15 protein-coding genes are annotated in these 19,317 nt (G+C 49.7%); 6 read left to right on the plus strand and 9 right to left on the minus strand.

What is annotated here, in order from left to right; translation table 11 throughout:
* Window positions 1-78 precede the first annotated feature (78 nt).
* The gene (locus WKR14_RS12880; RefSeq protein WP_101053452.1) at window positions 79-1,155 is read left to right on the plus strand and encodes a ketoacyl-ACP synthase III; all 1,077 of its coding nucleotides are present in this window, start codon (window positions 79-81) and stop codon (window positions 1,153-1,155) included.
* A 232-nt stretch (window positions 1,156-1,387) separates the two neighbouring features.
* Here the strand turns inward: WKR14_RS12880 and WKR14_RS12885 are convergent, their stop codons facing one another.
* Window positions 1,388-2,260 (minus strand): flagellar protein MotY, encoded by an 873-nt coding sequence (locus WKR14_RS12885; protein WP_224866409.1) that lies wholly within the window; start codon window positions 2,258-2,260, stop codon window positions 1,388-1,390.
* A gap of 141 nt (window positions 2,261-2,401) precedes the next feature.
* On the opposite strand from WKR14_RS12885, the gene rnt reads away from it, so the two are divergent.
* Window positions 2,402-3,070 carry a ribonuclease T gene (rnt, locus tag WKR14_RS12890; RefSeq protein ID WP_101053447.1) on the plus strand — a complete coding sequence of 223 codons (669 nt, stop codon included), beginning with the start codon at window positions 2,402-2,404 and terminating at the stop codon, window positions 3,068-3,070.
* A gap of 149 nt (window positions 3,071-3,219) precedes the next feature.
* On the opposite strand, the gene WKR14_RS12895 is transcribed toward rnt, so the two are convergent.
* From WKR14_RS12895 to prmB, 6 genes are all read right to left on the minus strand, one after another.
* Window positions 3,220-4,236 (minus strand): DUF3137 domain-containing protein, encoded by a 1,017-nt coding sequence (locus WKR14_RS12895; RefSeq protein ID WP_339086403.1) that lies wholly within the window; start codon window positions 4,234-4,236, stop codon window positions 3,220-3,222.
* 363 nt (window positions 4,237-4,599) lie between these two features.
* On the minus strand, window positions 4,600-4,869 hold the full coding sequence (locus tag WKR14_RS12900) for a YfcL family protein (RefSeq protein WP_025010460.1): 270 nt from the start codon (window positions 4,867-4,869) through the stop codon (window positions 4,600-4,602).
* Window positions 4,870-4,872: 3 nt separating this feature from the next.
* Entirely contained in the window at window positions 4,873-6,000 is a 1,128-nt protein-coding gene (locus tag WKR14_RS12905) for an ATP-NAD kinase family protein (RefSeq protein ID WP_339086405.1), read from the minus strand.
* A 42-nt stretch (window positions 6,001-6,042) separates the two neighbouring features.
* Window positions 6,043-7,230 (minus strand): MFS transporter, encoded by a 1,188-nt coding sequence (locus WKR14_RS12910; RefSeq protein WP_208144837.1) that lies wholly within the window; start codon window positions 7,228-7,230, stop codon window positions 6,043-6,045.
* Window positions 7,231-8,325 carry a chorismate synthase gene (gene aroC, locus WKR14_RS12915; protein ID WP_226564105.1) on the minus strand — a complete coding sequence of 365 codons (1,095 nt, stop codon included), beginning with the start codon at window positions 8,323-8,325 and terminating at the stop codon, window positions 7,231-7,233.
* 96 nt (window positions 8,326-8,421) lie between these two features.
* Entirely contained in the window at window positions 8,422-9,366 is a 945-nt protein-coding gene (prmB, locus tag WKR14_RS12920; protein ID WP_101053439.1) for a 50S ribosomal protein L3 N(5)-glutamine methyltransferase, read from the minus strand.
* 84 nt (window positions 9,367-9,450) lie between these two features.
* Here prmB and smrB point away from each other — a divergent pair, with 84 nt between their 5' ends.
* Complete coding sequence (smrB, locus tag WKR14_RS12925; protein ID WP_039035610.1) at window positions 9,451-9,981, plus strand: endonuclease SmrB; 531 nt, start codon at window positions 9,451-9,453, stop codon at window positions 9,979-9,981.
* A gap of 170 nt (window positions 9,982-10,151) precedes the next feature.
* On the opposite strand, the gene sixA is transcribed toward smrB, so the two are convergent.
* Window positions 10,152-10,622: a phosphohistidine phosphatase SixA gene (sixA, locus tag WKR14_RS12930; protein WP_224866406.1), complete on the minus strand. Its 471-nt coding sequence runs from the start codon at window positions 10,620-10,622 to the stop codon at window positions 10,152-10,154.
* A gap of 172 nt (window positions 10,623-10,794) precedes the next feature.
* On the opposite strand from sixA, the gene WKR14_RS12935 reads away from it, so the two are divergent.
* From WKR14_RS12935 to WKR14_RS12945, 3 genes are all read left to right on the plus strand, one after another.
* The gene (locus tag WKR14_RS12935) at window positions 10,795-13,584 is read left to right on the plus strand and encodes an insulinase family protein (RefSeq protein WP_339086409.1); all 2,790 of its coding nucleotides are present in this window, start codon (window positions 10,795-10,797) and stop codon (window positions 13,582-13,584) included.
* Between the two features lie 286 nt (window positions 13,585-13,870).
* Window positions 13,871-18,163: an EAL domain-containing protein gene (locus WKR14_RS12940; protein ID WP_339086411.1), complete on the plus strand. Its 4,293-nt coding sequence runs from the start codon at window positions 13,871-13,873 to the stop codon at window positions 18,161-18,163.
* A gap of 154 nt (window positions 18,164-18,317) precedes the next feature.
* Window positions 18,318-18,836 carry a hypothetical protein gene (locus WKR14_RS12945; protein ID WP_339086413.1) on the plus strand — a complete coding sequence of 173 codons (519 nt, stop codon included), beginning with the start codon at window positions 18,318-18,320 and terminating at the stop codon, window positions 18,834-18,836.
* Between the two features lie 208 nt (window positions 18,837-19,044).
* On the opposite strand, the gene WKR14_RS12950 is transcribed toward WKR14_RS12945, so the two are convergent.
* The gene (locus tag WKR14_RS12950; protein ID WP_224866402.1) at window positions 19,045-19,263 is read right to left on the minus strand and encodes a hypothetical protein; all 219 of its coding nucleotides are present in this window, start codon (window positions 19,261-19,263) and stop codon (window positions 19,045-19,047) included.
* Window positions 19,264-19,317 lie beyond the last annotated feature (54 nt).

A 19,317-nucleotide genomic window follows, 5' to 3' on the forward strand; every position in this document is an offset into this window, starting at 1 on the left:
ACCCTTTCCAAGCAATAGCGCTTTAGTTGTCCAAAAGACAGATCTGGCTTCTGTCTTTTTATTTTGAGAGTAAATTCAATGCAGTACGCCACTATTACCGGCTGGGGAAAGTGCGTTCCCCCTGCCGTACTGACCAATCATGATCTGGCTACCTTTATCGATACCTCCGATGAATGGATTAAACCCAGAACAGGGATTAGCCAGCGTCATATCAGCCACGTCAACACTTCTGAATTGGCTACAGTCGCTGCCCAGCATGCGCTGGCCGCCGCCGGCATAGAAGGTAGCGAACTGGACATGATTATCCTGGCCACCGCCAGCCCGGACACTCTGATCCCCAACATAGCCTCGACCGTACAGGCCAATGTAGGCGCAACCTGTGCCGCCTTTGACATTAACGCCGCCTGCAGTGGCTTTCTCTACGGCGTAGGCCTTGCAACCGCCCAGATAAAGAGTGGTCAATGCAAAAAAGTACTGGTTATCGGTGCCGAGCGTCTCAGCTTTTATCTCGACTGGTCAAGAAGAGAAACTGCAGTACTATTCGGTGATGGTGCTGGTGCTGTAGTACTGGAAGCGACAGACAGCCCATGTGGCGTACTGGGCTATGAGCTCAATAATGACCCAGACGGTCGTGACATTCTGAAGGCCAGTTTCGGTACGGGTATGGACAGATTTGTCGCCGAGTCGCTGGACTTCTACATTCAGTTTGACGGTCAGGAGATTTTCAAACGTGCCATCAACGGCATGGGTAAACTCAGCGCCCAAGTATTGGACAAATGTGGCTTGGACAAGGAAGAAGTCGATTGGGTAATCCCCCATCAGGCCAACGAGAGGATCATCGACACTCTGGTGCACAGAATGAAGATCCCCAAAGAGAAAGCCTTCGTCAATATAGCCAACTATGGCAACACCTCGGCCGCGACTATTCCCATCGCCATCTGTGATGCGTTGGAAAAAGGCATGATCAAGCCAGGACAACACATTCTGTCCTGTGCCTTCGGCGCTGGCCTCACCAGCGCGGCCTTGCTGCTGAAATGGGGTGATAGAGTCACACCGCTGAAACAGAGTGATGCCGAGCTGCCGCCATGCGAGCAGACAGGTATTGAACTGGTAAAACGCGCAGTAGACTATTTCTGCCATCGCGATAAGGCTTAAACGAATTAAGCAGAACCCCAAACAAAAATGCCGTTCATGGAAAGTGAACGGCATTTTCGTTTTTAGATGCCATACTTGGCCAGGAATAAGATGTCCTGTAGCTACAAAAAGTTACCTTGACGAATATAGCCTAAAACGCTTACCGGAATACACTAACTCAATTGTGCCGCTTTCTACAAAAGAGAAGGCCTCGAGGACTTATTCGCACCTTCTCTTAGGTCAGTTCTTGGCCCTACTTGAGCGGTTTGCTTATCCGGATGACTACCCGGCGGTTACGGACCCGTTCATCACTGGAGTCATTGGATGCCACATGCCGCCGTTCGCCGTGTCCTTCGGTATGGATCCTGTCTCCCGGGATCCCCCTTGCGACAAAAAAATCTTTAACTGAGTCAGCTCTCTGTTGTGACACCTTCTGGTTAATACTGCGACCGCCATAACTATCGGTATAGGCATCAATCAGTACCAGCTCCACTTCAGGATCGTAGGCCAGATATTCCTGCACCCGCGCCAGTTGCGCCTTGGAATAACGGGTCAACTCAGTCCCCCCCATCTCGTAGGTAAGCACGGTAAAAGCGATATCATCGAAACTGTAAGGCAGTAGATTGGCCAAACACTGTTTGAACTGGCGGTATTTCTGGGCAAAGTTGGCCGCGGAAAGACCGACCGCCACCTTGTTGCTTTGGTTGTACCAATCGCTGTAGTAAAAAGTGGGTTCCATGCCGCGGTCCAGCTCTGCCAGCATGGACCAGGCGGCCTTTTTCGGTACTTCACCATTGAAATATTTCTGGTAGCTCAGCTCGGTAATCGCCTTGGACGTCACTCCAGGACGCCAGGCCGGTGCTTTGCTCATCAAGCGGGCATGGGTCACGGCATCGGGCTTTTGCCACATATCCAGAGTAAATTGCAAATTCAGATCTTTTCCCGCATGACTGGAAAATACGGCTTTACCGTAGGCGGGAATATCGTGCTCCAGGCTACAACCTAGAGGCGTGTTTTGCGCCACGCGCCAATGAGAGTCGTCGAGCGACGCCACATAGTGCCTGAGATCCGCCATCGCCGACAGCGGCAGACAAAGAGTCGACAGCAGAAACAGTTTACGCCACATAGAAATCTCTCTTTTCACACACCATGTTGTCTCTATCGGCAAAGAAATTCATTCCTTTAGCCTATAAAAACAACAATCGAACATGACACCCTGTTGATGTTTTAGCATAATAGCCGCTTCGTTATTTTCCAGGGGAAATGCATGACTCAGCCAAGCCTAGCCAACCAACTCAAGCACAGATTCAGGGGTTATTTCCCTGTGGTGATCGACGTAGAGACTGCTGGCTTTAATGCGCAGACAGACGCGCTGCTGGAGATTGCGGTCACCCTGCTGAAGATGGATGCAGAGGGTAATCTGGGCATAGACAGAACCCTGCACTTCCATATAGAACCTTTTGAAGGCGCCAATCTCGAGCCGGAGGCGCTGGCATTCAACGGCATAGATCCCAACAACCCTCTCAGGGGAGCCGTCAGCGAGAAAGAAGCTTTTCTGGAGATATTCAAGGCGGTGAAGAAGGCACAAAAGGCGGCCGATTGCCACAGATCTATTATAGTGGCTCACAATGCCGCCTTCGATCACGGCTTTGTCAGCAAAGCAATCGAGCGCAATGATATCAAGCGCTCGCCGTTTCATCCCTTTGCGACTTTTGACACCGCCACTCTGGCCGGTTTGGCCATAGGCCATACAGTACTGGCCAAGGCCTGCACCTTGGCCGGGATCCCCTTTGACAACAAAGAAGCCCATTCGGCGCTTTATGACACAGAGCGCACTGCCGAGCTATTCTGCTACATAGTGAACCGCTGGAAAGCCCTTGGCGGCTGGCCTTTACCTGCCACTGCCGAAACCGACACCCCACCAGAGGCTATCTAAACCGGCTCAGACATATAAGCCGACTCAAACTGGGGGATTTCCTGGCCTTAAGCCAAACTATTTGAGCGTTTGGCTTAAAGGTGCATCAGCAACCACCGACCAGAAACCAAAGACACTCCGGCTCAAAACCAAGGTCTTGAGCCTCGAGTTTAAAGCCCGGTGCGACTGTCTAGTTTCAAAGCTTTAATCAAATCGAACACTTCATGGATTTCTTTAAACACTTGCTCTATGTCTGCGCTGAGATCCAGCGGCTTGAGTAGATCCAGTTGTGGCTCAAAATAGCTGTGCTGACAGGCTATTTTGACAAACAATCGCCCCTGTTTGAAACAAGCTTCCAGCTCACCTTGATAAAATCCTGATAGTGACAACAAACGTTCCATGGTCGCGGTATTAAGCACATATCTGGCTTCGAGCTGATCGTCACTGTAGACCTCAAATCTACGCTCAAAGTCCGGGTCTTCCAACCTCACCCTCGAGAGTTTGCTTCTGAACTGGGCCAAGCCATTGCCCATAAAACCTTTATCGCGGCGCACCTGGATGGTAGCGGAAAATGTCTTCGGCAGCTCAAACTCTATCACTATGCCATCGAACAGCGTCTTATATTGGGGACCATTATCATTCTTGCCTGTGCGTTCGAGCAACGTCAGTTCCCTAAGCAGAAAAGGCACATTAAGATACTTGCCTCTGACCGAGTTTTGAAAATAACCTTTGTCATAGGAGGGAAAGAGACCATAGTCTTTATAGCTTTCCAGTTCAGGCAATCCCGGAGGATTGAACGCAAAGCTTTTACCGAAATAACCCAGCAGTAAAGGATAGATCTCCTCAACTATCTGGGTACGTAGTTCACCTATCTCACTGCCTGCCCAGATATTGGCCAACACCACCACCCCCAAAGATACCACGGCGCCACCAAAACCAATGAAGAACACCCCATCTTCGAAATCCAGCATGAAAGCGCCGTAGAAACTCATGGCAAAAAACAGCAAAAATGCCGGAATGCCGATAAAGGTGAGAGGCGCAACTATCTTTCTACGCTCTCTATACCTGGCAGCGGCTGCCTCTCGCACCGACTCATAACGTCGGCACTTGGGGGCAATCTGTTTCCCGTAATATTGGCCGAAGGCCAGCTTGTCCTGCTCCGGGATCTCCAACTCCATTGAATTCATCCTGTGTTCTTTATTTTTGCCATTTTTCCGGGTCACCCCGCGACTATCCGAGAGATAGTCTCTCAGCCTCAGACCAAGCAGTTGCAAAATGCACAACGAACACTAAGACTGACATTTCCCCTTTTACCGCAGCATTTCACCCAATGTCACCTTTACTCCGGTAACCCGGCCCAGAGTACAAAAACGCTGTCGGATAAAACTATTCTTACGTAGGGCTTTAAAGAGACAAAAATCCGATGACTCTTGTCATCGGATAATAATTATTTCGATAAAATTGCCGGTATTACAGCTTTCCTTTTCAACAAGGAGCCACTGCAGGTTTTATACCACAACAACAAACTTGTCTCGCTGTGCCGACAGAACTCAGGCAGCGATCCGCTGTTTCAGTTCTGACCAGGCGTTATCCACCAGACGGTAATCGGCATCTTCCAGCTCTTTGGCTGCCAGTTTCAGGCATTGCTGCATCCGCTCATTCAAGGCATCCGGCCCTTGCTCTGACTCGTTTTCCAGCTCGGCCAGCACCACGGCAAAATGCCCCTGCAGGTAACCGCTGGCAAACAGGGCATCATCGTCACCGCCGGCCACTATCTCGCCAATCCACTGCTCCAATGCCTGTTCGTACTTCTCTAACATGCTCTACTCCGCTAAGTCTGGGTTGGCCACCTGATACATCACGTAATCCCGGTAACCTGTCACAATTCGATAATAGCCACTAAGTTCGCTATCCAATTTCTGGTCGCCACTATCCACGATAAGCGGCCTGCCTTCAAGTGCTTTTAGTTTGCTTTTGGTGGCAAGGATGATGATATTTTCCTTGCCAATGCGCCGGATAAGCTCGGGCGACAACTGTTGATTGCCACGACCAAGAATGTGCCCTTGGCCGCCTATCAGGGTAATGACCAACTTAACCTTTTGATTTTCAGTGGCACTCAATAACTGCGCCGCATTAAGATCCGAGGCCAGCAGGGTCTTATTCTGCACCAGATCCACCCCGAGCAGGGTGTTGTCGAGCCCCAGCTCCTCCATTACGGCCGCCACTGTACTGCCGGAGCCCATGATATAGAGCTCATCTTCCATATCGCCTACCACCTCGGCGGCAATATCCGCCAGCACCAGTTCATCCACCTCGCGGCCGCCCATCTTCACCGCCTGGATATATCGCGGCTCGGCAGGCACTGTCATTTCACCATAACGCCGCGCCCTGACAAGGCCTTGGCGGAAGGCCTCTTCGTCTATGTCCATCACATCGGCGCTCATCAGGCTCACCAGGGCGCCTTCCAGCAGTTGCTTCAATACCAGCCCGGATGCATGGGGAGTAATGCCATAAACCCCCGAATGAATTTTGACCCCGGCCGGTACACCAAGCACCGGGAAGTGCTCACCGACAACTCCATAGATATCCCTTGCCGTGCCATCGCCGCCGGCAAACAGCAGCAAGTCCAGCTCCTGCGCCATCAAGGCCTTGGCGGCAGCTTGGGTATCACTGCGACTGGTATCCGTCGCCGCTTGGTAACACACCTTTGTGCGAAAACCCAGCTTTTGCGCCAGGTCGGCGCCCATGTTACCCGAGGCGGTATAGATTTGCAGGCACTCGGCAAAAGGCGCTATCACAGCCAAGGCCTGTTCCATTCGCAGTCCGGCCTTGGGGGTGGCGCCAAGGCTAAGCGCCTCTTTTGCCACACCGTCGCTGCCCTTGAGGGCCACACTGCCTCCAAGCCCGGCCAGCGGATTAATGATAAGGCCCAGTCGAAACATTTTACTCATAACTCTCTCCGGCAAATGATGCTCTGCTCTTGTAACAAATCATCAGGCGTCAATGGGGTCACTTTGTGATTGACGCCTGGAGTCGCTACCCGGAATAGCCAGCACGGCCAACATGGACAGCAAGGCGCACGCGGCGGCAAACACCCAACACCAGAAGGCGCCGCTGCCATCGCCCCAAATCAGGCCGCAGATCCAGGTGCCCAAAGCGCCGCCGACGCCAAAGCTCAAACTGGCGTATAGTGCCTGGCCCTTGCTGCGGTGACTGATATCAAAATTACGGTGAACAAACTGGATGGATGCAGCATGGGTCAAACCGAAGGTAAAGGCATGCAGCAGTTGGCTGAGCCCCAAAAGCAACATGCTTTCGGCGCCAAAAGCCACCAGCAGCCAACGCAGCGCCGTCATGCCTATACTCACCAGCAGCAGCGTCTTGACCCCATAGCGACCGAGTAACCTGGGCGCTATCATAAACATGAAGATTTCCGCCATTGCCCCGAGAGCCACAAAAATACCGGCGCTGGCCTCTGTGTAACCCACCTGCTTGAGATAAAGCACGAAAAAGCCGTAGAAAGGCCCGGCGCTAGCTTGAAGCAACATGGCAGACAGTAAAAACCACAGCAGCGGCCGCCCAAGTTTGAGTGCCGGTTTATCCTGCCCGGCTCCCGCCGAAGCCCGATTCGATGGCAAGGGTAAGGCACTGCCCAGTAACCCAAGAAACAGACTCAGCCCCACATAGAGCAGTACCTCGGGGCCAAACTCCTTGATGGCCCAGCCGGTGCCCACCACCAGCACGATATAGCCGACACTGCCGAAACTGCGAATGAGGCCATACTTGTTGGCTTCAGTACCCAGGGTTTCCAAGGTGATCACCTCAAGCTGCGCCAGAATCGCATTCCAGAAGAAGGTATAGAGGGCCAGACTCAGCGCCAGATAGAGAAAGCCACCATGATAAAAGAAACTCAGATAGGTCAAGGCGGCGGCAAAGGCGCCGAGCTTGATAAGCTCAGAGCGCATACCGGTGCGATCCGCCACTAGCGCCCAGACATTGGGCGCGACTATGCGGGTTGCCATGAGTATGGCCAGCAGAAAGCCTATTTCGGCGGCGTCGAAGCCACGGTTGTCAAAAAATACCCCCAGATAGGGCACCATGACACCGAGTATGCCAAAGAAGAAAAAATAGCAGGCAGAAAGCCAGGCGAGCTGTCCCCCTGCGGGAAACAGTCCGCGCATTTATCGCATTCCAAGTACAGGTGTAAGGCTGCTGACATCCTGGTTTTGGGCCCGATGACGCAGCAAGTGATCCATCAAGACTATCGCCAACATGGCTTCGGCAATGGGCACGGCTCGGATCCCGACACAGGGGTCATGCCGCCCCTTGGTCACCACTTCGGCCTCTGTGCCCTGCACTGTCATGCTCTTGCCTGGCACGCTGATACTGGACGTGGGTTTCAGCGCCATATGGGCCACTATGGGTTGCCCGGAAGAGATACCCCCGAGCACGCCGCCGGCATGGTTACTGTCAAACCCGGCAGGCGACATCAGATCTCTGTGCTCTGAGCCCTTTTGGTTGACGACGGCAAAGCCATCACCGATTTCAATGCCCTTGACCGCATTGATCCCCATCAGCGCATGGGCAATATCGGCATCGAGACGGTCAAATACCGGCTCGCCAAGACCGACCGGCACATTGGTGGCCACCACACTGACCTTGGCACCGATGGAATCACCGGACTTTTTCAGCTCGCGCATATAGTCATCCAGCGCTTCCAGCTTGGAGGCATCGGGGAAGAAAAAGGGGTTCTGTTCCACCTGGGCCATATCCAGAGTGTCGGCGCAAATAGGCCCAAGCTGGGAGAGATAACCCTGGATCTCAATGCCGTGTACCGCCTTGAGGTATTTCTTCGCCACGGCCCCTGCCGCCACCCGCATGGCAGTTTCCCGCGCCGAGGAGCGGCCACCGCCGCGATAATCACGCAAGCCATATTTTTGCTGATAGGTATAGTCGGCATGTCCGGGACGGAACAAATCTTTGATATTGGAGTAGTCCTGGCTACGCTGATCGGTATTTTCAATCAACAGACCAATGGAGGTGCCTGTGGTCTTGCCCTCAAACACGCCGGAGAGAATACGCACCTGATCCGGCTCGCGCCTGGCAGTGGTATAACGGGAAGTCCCCGGACGGCGACGGTCAAGATCCTGCTGCATATCGGCTTCGGTCAACTCAAGCCCTGGCGGACAGCCATCGATAATGCAGCCCAGTGCAAGCCCATGGCTTTCACCAAAAGTGGTGACGACAAAGTTCTGACCTATGCTGTTTCCCGACATCCGCTTAATTTCCCCCTGGAGATAAAATGACCGAGCATAGAGGTTCGGCTATCCGAACCTCGGCTTTACTGGCCCATTGGCTAATGGGCCGCTTTATTATTCACTGTCTTTATAGATGGCGAACAGTGATTGATTTTCAACTAACTGATCTTTTGTCAGCACAAACACCCCATCGCCGCCATGTTCAAAGCTGACCCAGGTGAAAGGCACATCGGGGAAAAGCTCAATCAAATGCACCATGGAGTTGCCCACTTCAACCACCAGGATACCGTCATCTGTGAGGTAATCGGCGGCATTGGCCAAAATGCGCTTGGTGATATCCAGGCCATCGCGACCGGACGCCAAACCAATTTCCGGCTCATGGCGATACTCATCCGGCATATCGGCAATATCTTCGGCATCGACATAAGGTGGGTTGGACACAATCAGATCGTACTGCGGCGCTCGTGGCACTGCGCTGAAAAGGTTGGACTGCATGGGAAACACCCTGTCCATCACGCCGAGCGACTCAACGTTTATCTGCGCCACTTCCAGTGCATCCTCACTGATATCCAGCGCATCGACCTCAGCCTCTTCAAACTGATAGGCACAGGCGATGGCGATGCAGCCGCTGCCGGTGCAGAGATCGAGGATCCGTCTTACCGGCTTGTTGTACAGCCAGGGACCGAATCCGTTTTGGATCATTTCGGCAATCGGTGAGCGAGGCACAAGCACCCTTTCATCCACATAGAAGTCCAGCCCGGCAAAACGGGCGGTGTTGGTCAGATAAGGCACGGGTAAACGCTCGCGTACCCGGCGAATGATAAGCTCAACTATCTTGTGTTTTTCGCTGCTGGTGAGATTGGCGTGAATCACCTGCTGACCAATGTCATCGGGCAGATGCAGGGCGTGAAATACCAGGGAAACCGCTTCGTCCCACGCGTTATCTGTACCATGACCATAATAAACATTGGCGTCATTAAAACGGCTGACGGCCCAGCGCAACATGTCGCCTACCGTCCGCAATTCGGTGACGGCTTCATCCACAAAGATCTTATCCAAAATCTGACTCCGGCTTTATTCTTATTCCGCAACCATTGTAACTGAAGTCTGTTCAGAAGAAACAGGATTCAATAAAATAGCCTGATGAACGAAGAAAACGACAAAGAAGGCCTGGCGGAATTTCAGGCACTGGTATCCGGGATCACCCCGCTCGACCAGGATAAGCGCCATTTCCGCCCGCCGAGCAAAACCAAAAAACAACTGGCTGAAAAAGAAGTTCAGATCCAGGCGGATAGTTATTTTTCAGACGTTTACCAGCCATTATTGCCAGTAAACGGCCCTATGCGTTGGTGTCGGGACGATGTGGACGCCATGGAAGTCAAACGTCTGCGTAGAGGCGATTATGTGCCTGACTTTCTTTTGGATCTGCATGGTTACCGCCAAACCGAAGCCAAGCTGGAACTGGCGGCCTTGATCCAGGCCTGTATCCGTGAACACAGCCCTTGCTGTAGTGTCATGCACGGCTACGGCACCGGCATTCTCAAACAGCAGTTACCCATGTGGCTGGCGCAGCACCCCAAGGTCAAAGCCTTTCATCAGGCCCCCAAAGAATGGGGCGGCGATGCAGCGCTGTTGATACTGATAGATATTGGCGAACATCCCCACAGACGCTAACCGCAGTTGAGCTGCCCCTTTAAATACTTAGCACTATAAATACGAAGAACCCGGTCATTGCCGGGTTGCTTGTTTTGCTGGTACTTTGTCCAAGGATCACCTTTTTAATAACGTAAGGCGCTTGAATTCAGGTTAATTGCAGCCCTGAAGGCAGCTTTAATCTGGAACCACTAGGCGATATTGTGCGGTCCTTGTTGCCACATTACACTTGCCTGCTGTCCATGCACATCAATAAGTGCCACTGACGAAGTCGCAAATAACGGCGGCTCAATACCGGCCACCAATTCACTGACCATATAACCCAATAATGGCATGTGACCTATCACCAACACTTTGTCTGCCTTAAATTGTTCGGCGTAGGCCTTCACCAGGCTGGCAGCCATTTCCGGGTCAGCCGATGGTACCAATTCATCCAATACCATCCATTTACGCGGTTCTGGAAAGTGTTTTCCCAGCTCCTGCCAGGTCTGCTGCGCTCTGAGGTAAGGGCTCACCAACACCAGATCAAAGGCAGAGACTGAATCATTCAGCCAGTTGCTCATCTGTGTCGTATGGAGGCGTCCGGCATCAGTCAGTATTCGCTCCCGATCCGAGGGTGCGTCGAAACTGGCCTCACCATGGCGCATTAGAAAAAGCTGCATACATCACTCACTACAGAAAAAAGTTCTTATGGTTCTTTGTCAATTGTAGCCCTTTATAGCGCGGCAACAAACCGCACAGCTCTCAATCTTTAGTCGAAAAATCCAAGAGATATTTGCCAAAAAAGCGCAAGGCTATCAATATATAACAATCTGTCTATACGGGAGTTATCCCTTGAGCACATGCCAGTCTGTCATTTCCAGCCCCAATGACCACCGCAGCTATCGTCATCTGACTCTGACCAACGGCCTGCGGGTGCTGCTGGTGCAAGATATGCATTCTGCCCAGGCCGCCGCATCCATGGCGGTTAATGTCGGCCACTTCGATGATCCCCAATCCCGCCCCGGAATGGCGCATTTTCTTGAACACATGTTGTTCTTGGGAACCGCCAAGTTTCCCGAGGCCGGAGGCTATCACAGTTTTATCAACCAACATGGTGGCAGCAATAATGCCTGGACGGGTACTGAGCACACCAACTTCTTCTTTGCCATAGATCCCTTGGTATTTGCCGAGGCGCTGGACAGATTCAGCCAGTTCTTTATTGCGCCGCTGTTCAATCAGGAATTGGTTGAAAGAGAAAGACACGCCATAGAATCTGAGTTCAGTCTCAAGCAGAAAGACGATATCCGCCGTATCTATCAGGTATTGAAAGAGACGGTTAATCCGGGACACCCTTTTTGCAAATTTTCCGTCGGGAATCTACAAACGCTGGGCGGAGACGAGCAACAGCTCAGGGAAGAACTGCTTGCCTTCTACAACAGCCATTACAGCGCCAACCTGATGACCCTGTGTCTGGTGGCTCCGATGGCAATTGATGAGCTGGAGCAGTATGCCAGACGCTATTTCTCGTTAATAAAAAATCATGACCTGCAAAAATCCTATCCCGAAGTGCCACTGTTCTCCTGTGAGCAACTGCAAAAGCAGATCCACATAGTGCCGCTTAAAGAGCAAAAGCGCCTGACCCTGAGCTTTGCCCTGCCCGCTATCGATCGCTTCTATCGCAGTAAACCACTGACCTTTATCAGTCACCTACTAGGAAGCGAGAGCCACGGCAGCCTGTTTTCCAAACTCAAGGACGCCGGCCTTATCAACGGACTATCTGCCGGTGGTGGCATCAACGGCTACAACTTCAAGGAATACAGCATCAGTATTCAGCTGACCGACAAAGGTTTGAACCAAACCGACAGGGTGGTTGCAGCCTGCTTCGGTTATATCAAACTCATTGCCGATAAGGGATTGGAAGATTGGCGCTATCAGGAAAGAGCCAATCTACTCAAACTGGCATTTCGCTACCAGGAACAGATAAAAGCACTGGATCTGGCCAGTCACCTAAGCATCAATATGCAGCACTATCAGGTTGAAGATACCGTCTATGGCGACTATCGCATGGATGGCCTGGATGTCGCTGAAGCCAGGGCACTGATGAGCCTGATGACTCCGGATAATATGCGCCTGCAACTGGTGGCCCAGGATCTGGATACCGAACAACAGGCGGCCTGGTATCACACCCCGTATCAAATTAAGCCCATAGAAGACGCCAGGCTGGCACTGTGGCGCAGCGCCGAGGCTGAAACCGGAATGGAGCTGCCAAAACCCAATCCTTTCATCGTTGAAGACGCCATAGCCCGAAGTGAACCCAGTCGGCATCCTGAGCCGGTGATTGTCGCCGAAGGCGCCGGTTATCGTATCTGGCACAAGAAAGATGATGAATTCAATGTCCCCAAGGGGCATCTGTATCTGTCTCTCGATTCGGATCAGGCCAGCCCCACTCCAAGACATGCCGCCTTGACCCGGCTGTATGTGGAAATGCTGCTCGATCATCTGACCGAACACACCTACCAGGCGGAAGTGGCTGGCCTCAGCTACAACATCTACCCCCATCAAGGCGGGCTGACCCTACATTTAACCGGTTTTACCGGCAATCAGGAAACCCTGCTGTCGCTGCTGATAAATAAGGCCCGGGAGCGCAGTTTTACCCAAGAGAGATTCAACCTTATCAAACGCCAGTTGCTACGCAGTTGGTATAACCATGCCCAGGCGAAACCCATCTCCCAGCTGTTCACAAGCTTGACGGTAACCCTGCAAAAACGCAGTTATGAACCACTGCGGATGGCAGAGTTATTGGAAGATATCACCCTGGACGATCTGCACGACCATGTGAGCGCCTTTTATGAAAAAATCTATCTGGAAGGCCTGGTCTATGGTGACTGGCTGGAGCAAGAAGCCCAGTCTCTTGGTAAACGACTCAGCCATATTCTATCGCTGGTTTCCAAGCCCAGCCGTGAATCGGCAAGGGAATTGGTCAACCTTCAGGGTAAAGGCACCGTACTCAGGGAGCTGAACATAGCCCACCCGGACAGCGCCATCATAGTCTATTACCAATCCGTGTTTGCCACTCCGGAGAAAATGGCGTTGTTCAGCCTTTTGAATCACACCATGTCATCGACCTTCTTCCACGAGCTGCGAACCCAAAGGCAACTCGGTTATATGGTGGGCACTGGTTATCTGCCGCTGAACCGCCACCCGGGAATGATCTTCTATGTACAGTCACCGACCGCTGGGCCGCTGCAGTTATTGCAAGCCATAGATGAGTTTATCGCCGACTTTAATTACGCCGTGATGCAGATAACCAATGAACAGTGGGAAAGCACCAAGCAGGGATTGATCAACCAAGTCATGGAACATGACGCCAACCTCAAGACCCGCGGTCAACGTTATTGGGTCAGCATAGGCAATAAGGATTACCACTTTAATCAGCGCGAACTGGTGGTAGCACAAATCAAGCGCCAAACCCGGGCCGGGCTGATTAAGTTTATGATGGATAAAATGCGTACCAAACACAGTGACCGTCTGGTGCTGTTCAGCACAGGAGAGCAACACAGACACCTGGAACGCCTGCAAGCCGGCTCTTTGATCACTGATTTACGTGCCTTCAAACAGCAGGCTGAGCAGTTTAACCTTTAATCTCTGGGCTGCACTTGCTTAAACGGGGATTTTTTCATCCCCAATCGGTATCGCAGATTATCCCAAGAGTAAGTAAATCAGCAGCTGGAAACAAAAGGTATTATATTCAATATCAGCACAGCGTGCTTTTTAGCTGTCATTACAGTTCAATCTACCAACAGTAACATTGAACAAATTTGAGGTAAGCTTATGTGATAGAAAGGTTTAATTTTGACAATCAGGTAACTTTCTGAAAGAGTTATCACTCACGATACTGGCATCACTCATTATAAAATTTACTAAATTTATGCCTAATTTCCTGCTCTACCTCACAATGCTCTGGTGTTTGGTTATCGCCTTTGTCCCGGCTACAGTTGCAGCACTTCCTCTGATTGATACTCCCGCTCCGATCCTTCTAAAAGCAGAAACATACGGCGTTCCTGAAGGGCTCTCACAAAGCACAGTCACATCGATAACCGAGGATTCGGATGGTTATATCTGGATAGGTACTCTCAATGGTCTTAACCGTTTCGATGGCAAGGAGTTCAAACAATATTTCGCCAATGACGGGACTGGTCTGAGAAGTTCATTCATCCAAAGTTTATACTCACACAAAGACCTTCTTTTAGTTGGCACCAACCATGGTCTCTATACCTATAATAAGGAAAAAAACACTTTTGTACCCATAAGCAGTATGAACAGTGCAGTTTGGTCTCTCCAACGAATGGAAGATTCAATATTAGTTGGTCTCAACGACAAAATAGCTAAAGTAGATCAGATAACTACTACAACCCCTAAAATCACATTATTGCAATCAGAAAATTTTCTTAATGTAAAACAGATTATCTCCTACAAAAATCTTTATATAACGCGCAATCACGATGGTTCTGTCTATCAGACAAATAAAGATTCGCAAGCAAGTAAATTAATATCAAAAGAGTCAATATCAATCAGCCAAGGAACGGAATGCATTTACATTTTAAAAGAAGATGGTATACACAGATGGAAAGATAATAAACTAAAAAAAATATCCACAGAAAACTACAATAGTATATTCAGTTTGAAAAATGATTTATATGCCTTAAGAAACAACAAGGTATTTAATATTTCTTCTAAAGGAGAAGAAAAGCTTCTAGGTCTAATCAAGGATGTATCACTCTCTACGTCAATGAGCTTTATTTATGCCGAAAAAAGCCGAATTTACATTCCATCTCTTAATAAAGGTTTTTCTACGATAGATATTAAAAGTCAACTCGCTTCAACTCTTGCCAGTAATACCCAAAGCGTCTGGAATATACAAAAAAACCAACAAAAAAACCTCTTGATATCAGATGATACACAGGTTCTTAAACTGCTGAATGAAGACCTAAACGTTATCTTATCCGTTGATACCGGACTAAAAGGCCCCAAAACAGCAGGACTTGTAAATGACACAATTTTCTATGGTTCTCTAGATGGATTATATGCTATAAATGTCTATACTGGAACACGGTATCAAATAATTGACAGCCCTATAGTCGCATTAGCTGTCAATAAAGATGAAACCCGGATTGCAATAAGTACAGCAAACTCTCTAATATATGAAGTTGATGTAAAAACACTAGGTATCGTCAGCCAATATGAAATAAGTGAGAAGCCATCAATATTCAACATCGCTTACGAAAGCAACCAACTTTATATCGCAACTCAAGTTGGCGTATTTACTGCCAGTAACACTACAGGCATCAAACATATTTTTAGTGATGAGATCACTTACAGCATTGCACCAACAAATTCAGGCACATATTTAGGCACTGGAACAGGCCTAAAGTTCTACGATAAAGCCACAAAGAAAATATCAAAAACGTATATCTCCAACAGTCCCATTTACTCAATCGCAACTGATTCAGATGGTAATTACATTGCAACATCTATCAGAAAAATAATAATAGGAATCTCTGGTGAAACATATCTTTTAAATGAAGACTTTGGCAGTCAATATGAATACAACACACAAAGTGCAGCCACTTGGAAAAGTGGCTTTTTACTAGGTGGAATTTCAGGGCTAACTATTGTTTCACCAAAAGACATCATTAATTTTAAAAATAGTCATAAACCCAAAGCCAACCTCAATGAGCTATTGATATTTAATATCCCCCAAGTCGTCGACAATAGTAAACTATCCTCAGTTCTTTCGCTATCAAATAAGATCAAACTAAAATACTCCGATTACCCCTTCACTATTAGGTTCAATAGCCCGAAGTATTCTCATATCAAACTCGAGTACGAGTACCGACTACTGGGGCTTTCTGACGACTGGATCAGCTCCAAAGGCATTAATTCTGCAACCTATACCAATCTTTCTCCCGGGAGCTACATCTTTCAGCTCAGAGCAATAGACCCCATCACAGGTAAAAAAGGCCAAAATACCGAACTCCAAGTAGAAATAACCCCTCCCTGGTGGCTTTCACCTATTGCCAAAACTCTCTATGTATTGGCAATACTGCTAATACTGACGGCTCTCACCAAAGCCGTACTGCGCAAGAGAGAGATCCAGCGCCAAATAGCCTTGAGTGAAGAGCGGTTAAAGCTCTCTCTCTGGGGGAGCGGTGATGAGATGTGGGACTGGGATATTGAAACCGGTCAAATATACCGCTCCAATATCTGGGGCTCACTCGAGTTTCCCCGCGACGGGCAGCGATCCGGCCACCATGGTGAAGAGAGCAATATTCACCCTCAAGATAGAGAGCGGGTAAGAGAAGCACTCAATAAACACTTTTACGGTGAAACAGATCATTTCGAAGCAACCTACAGGGTTAAAAGCAAAAACGGTGAATGGCTGTGGATCCTCGACAGAGCCAAAATTGTTGAGCGGGATGAGCATGACAATGCCCTACGTATGACGGGAACCATCAAAAACATCAACAGTTTCAAGACAGCAGAAGAGCAGCTGCGCCTATTCGAGCGGGCGATAGAGAATATCTCGGAAGGCATGTTTATCCTGGATGCCGACTTCCATTATGTTGAAGTCAACGAAGCCTGCTGTGAACTAACCCAACATAGCCGCAACCAATTGCTGGGCACAACGCTGCAATTCAGCCGTTATCCAGATAATTACAATCAACAGATAAAACAGTTACTGCAGCAGTACGGTCGCTGGAGCAACGATATAGAAGCCATTAAGGGCGACGGTTCAGAGTTCCTGATGGAGCTCACCATAGATGCGATTTACGATGAGCAAGGGATCCTGACCCATTATGTTGGGGTGTTTTCCGATATCTCCCGTCGTAAACAGCAGGAAGAAGAGCTGCGCAAGCTCACCAATAATGATCTCCTGACCGGTCTTCCCAACCGCTCCAACCTGCAAGTCACTCTAGGCAACCTGGTGAAAAAAGATCATCACCACACTCTGATGGTGCTTGATCTGGATAATTTCAAAAAGATCAATGACTCCCTTGGTCATCAGATAGGTGATGAGCTTTTGATCCTAGTCGCAGAAAGGCTGCAGCAATCTATACCCGGACACACTAATCTTTATCGCCTCGGTGGAGATGAATTTGCCATTCTGGTGGACAAGAATCCGGACATAGGTTCCAGCGCTGTGATAGCCAACCGCGTCATAGACGCCTTCAGTCAAGCCTTTGAACTGGTAGGAGAACAACTGGTTGTCGGTGTCAGCATAGGCATAGTGCTTTATCCCGAAGACGAGCAAAATGAGCAGGCACTGCTGAGAAAGGCCGATATTGCCATGTACCATGCCAAGTCTGCCGGTGGTAACCGCTATCAGTTCTACTCTGAATCCTTGAACCGCAATGCAATCCGGCAGTTGGAGGTAGAAAATCTCATCCGCGAAGGCCTGAAAGACGATCTGTTTGAGGTCTATTACCAGCCAAAAATCAATCTGCGCAGCGGTTTGGTGTCTGGTATGGAGGCCTTGGTTCGTTTGAATCACCCTCAGCATGGATTAATCCCACCCAATGACTTTATTCCGCTAGCAGAGGAAAATGGCCTGATTATTGAAATAGGTGACCTTGTTATGCGCAAGGCCTGCTTTGCCGCCCAGCAGTGGCGTGAGCAGGGATTGTTTGATGGTCGGGTGGCTGTCAATTTGTCGTCGCGACAATTCGCGCTACCCGATCTGCAGCAAAGAATCGCGTCAATTTTACGCCTGACCCGTCTGCCAGCGGCTAATCTGGAACTGGAAATCACTGAAGGGACTGTTATCAAGCATCCGGAAAAAGCCATTAAAGTCATGCAACAACTGGCTAAAATGGGAGTCTGTCTGGCACTCGATGACTTTGGCACCGGCTATTCGTCCCTGTCGTATCTGAAGCGATTTCCCATTCACAGCTTAAAAATAGATAAAGCCTTTGTCGACGATATCGATAAGTCTGACAGAGACCTAAAGATGGTCGACTCCATCATCACCATAGCCCACAATATGGGGCTTTCCGTTGTGGGCGAAGGCGTGGAAGACCCCTCACAACTCAGTATTTTAAAAGCATTAAACTGTGAAGAAATACAAGGATTTATTTATAGCAAGGCGGTTCCTGAGGCTGAGTTTTCTGAATATCTGAAACAAAATATGCCTGAATTATCAAGCAAGAAGAACACAATCTAGCAACCAAAGCTAAACCATATAAAAACCAAAAAACCGTCAAAGCAGAACCAATTTAAATCTAAAATAACATTTCTGGCATGACTCCTGCTTTATCTCTCTCAGCGTCAAGAAGTTAACCGCTGACTGTTACCACTACCCTGAGAGAGATAAGATAATGATTAAATTTATAGTTGCTACCGCCGCCGTTGTTACCAGTTCACTGGCTTTTGCTGCTGCGCCTAATGTAAAGTTCAAGCCAATTGAGCTGGCTGCAGCGCCTAATGTAAAGTTCAAGCCTGTCGAGCTGGCCGCTGCTCCTAATGTGAAGTTCAAGCCTGTTGATCTGGCCGCAGCCCCTAACGTGAAGTTCAAGCCTATCGAGCTGGCTGCCGCGCCTAATGTGAAGTTCAAACCTATCGAGTTAGCCGCTGCCCCTAACGTGAAGTTCAAGCCTGTTGAGCTGGCCGCTGCCCCTAACGTGAAGTTCAAGCCTGTCGAGCTGGCCGCTGCCCCTAATGTGAAGTTCAAGCCTATCGAGCTGGCTGCCGCGCCTAATGTGAAGTTCAAGCCTGTCGAGCTGGCTGCCGCGCCTAATGTGAAGTTCAAACCTATCGAGCTGGCCGCTGCCCCTAACGTGAAGTTCAAGCCTGTCGAGCTGGCTGCCGCGCCTAATGTCAAATTTATATACGCCTGAGCCCGAGCCTTGGAGGACTAATTATGATCATATCAATCAAAAAGTTATTGGGTCTGACCAAACCAGAGCGTAAACGGGTGAAACTGCCAGAGGGTCTGTGCCACCTGGAAGTGGTTCCAGCCAGAGGCTGGTGGAACTGATGAAACAGCGAAAAAATAAGGGAGCATTTATGCTCCCTTTTGCTGTGATTTGGAATCAATAGAGGATTCTAGAAAGAACGCTTGCTATCGCCGGGCCGAGTGTTTTTGCGGTACGCCAATTGCCTATGTGCATTAAATAACAACATGGCAGCGGGTCCCAGCAACAACCCGGCAGCTACCCAACGTTTAACCCCCATCCCCGCCTTGAAGGCTGAATGTCCCAGAGTGTAAGCGGAGACGCCCAAAGTCCCCGCCAAAGCCATCGCGCCTGCCAGTATCAGTGTCAACTTGCCTCACCTCACTTGTTGCAGCGCATCCCTTCACTGTCCAAAAGAAAGCCG

Origin of the sequence: Shewanella chilikensis (assembly GCF_037953065.1) — a bacterium.
Lineage (GTDB): Bacteria > Pseudomonadota > Gammaproteobacteria > Enterobacterales > Shewanellaceae > Shewanella > Shewanella chilikensis.